Annotated in this window: 2 rRNA genes (1 of these 2 cut by a window edge); both read right to left on the bottom strand. The window is 51.0% G+C overall.

Features of this window, described 5'->3' with window-relative positions:
- Window positions 1-9 precede the first annotated feature (9 nt).
- Window positions 10-122 (bottom strand): 5S ribosomal RNA (gene rrf, locus ACT531_RS21700).
- A 153-nt stretch (window positions 123-275) separates the two neighbouring features.
- Window positions 276-1,499: ribosomal RNA gene (locus tag ACT531_RS21695) — 23S ribosomal RNA — on the bottom strand (it continues 1,655 nt past the right edge of the window).

Genomic DNA, 1,499 nt, shown 5'->3' with positions numbered 1-1,499 from the left:
GCTGTAAGAGCCTGACGATGACCTACTTTCACACGGGAACCCGCACTATCATCGGCGCAAAGTCGTTTCACTGTCCTGTTCGGGATGGGAAGGAGTGGGACCAACTTGCTATGGTCATCAGGCATAACTTGTTGTCGTGCTGCTTTTGGGGCAACACAACGAATTCATAGAGTCTGGAATCAGATTGTGTGTATTTGACTGCGTCTAACTTGGCATAACAGACTTTGAGCTTTTCACACAACCATTGTGGTGTGCGTGTTGGCTATCAAAGTTATAGGGTCAAGCCGCACGAGCAATTAGTACTGGTTAGCTTAACGCATTACTGCGCTTCCACACCCAGCCTATCAACGTCCTGGTCTTGAACGACTCTTTAGGGGGCTCAAGGCCCCGGCAGATCTCATCTTGAAACGAGTTTCCCGCTTAGATGCTTTCAGCGGTTATCTCTTCCACACTTAGCTACTCGGCAATGCCACTGGCGTGACAACCGATACACCAGAGGTGTGTCCACTCCGGTCCTCTCGTACTAGGAGCAGGCTTCCTCAAATCTGCAGCGCCCACGGAAGATAGGGACCAAACTGTCTCACGACGTTTTAAACCCAGCTCACGTACCTCTTTAAATGGCGAACAGCCATACCCTTGGGACCGGCTACAGCCCCAGGATGAGATGAGCCGACATCGAGGTGCCAAACACCGCCGTCGATATGAACTCTTGGGCGGTATCAGCCTGTTATCCCCAGAGTACCTTTTATCCGTTGAGCGATGGCCCTTCCATACAGAACCACCGGATCACTATGTCCTGCTTTCGCATCTGCTCGACTTGTCAGTCTCGCAGTTAAGCACGCTTATGCCATTGCACTATCGTCACGATGTCCGACCGTAACTAGCGTACCTTCGAACTCCTCCGTTACGCTTTGGGAGGAGACCGCCCCAGTCAAACTGCCTACCATGCACTGTCCCCGATCCAGATAATGGACCTAGGTTAGAACCTCAAACACACCAGGGTGGTATTTCAACGTTGGCTCCATGAGAACTAGCGTCCTCACTTCAAAGCCTCCCACCTATCCTACACAGATCTGTTCAAAGTCCAATACAAAGCTACAGTAAAGGTTCATGGGGTCTTTCCGTCTTTCCGCGGGGAGATTGCATCATCACAAACATTTCAACTTCGCTGAGTCTCAGGAGGAGACAGTGTGGCCATCGTTACGCCATTCGTGCAGGTCGGAACTTACCCGACAAGGAATTTCGCTACCTTAGGACCGTTATAGTTACGGCCGCCGTTTACTGGGACTTCAATCAAGAGCTTGCACCCCATCATTTAATCTTCCAGCACCGGGCAGGCGTCACACCCTATACGTCCACTTTCGTGTTTGCAGAGTGCTGTGTTTTTATTAAACAGTCGCAGCCACCGATTTTTTGCAACCCCGTTGGGCTCCCTCTGTACGAGTTCACCTACTTGGGGCATACCTTCTCCCGAAGTTACGGTATCAATTTGCCGAGTT

It is taken from the genome of Acidovorax sp. DMC1 (genome assembly GCF_056314325.1).
The sequence above is the reverse complement of the archived record's forward strand: the minus strand, read 5'-3'. Positions and strand labels throughout refer to the sequence as shown.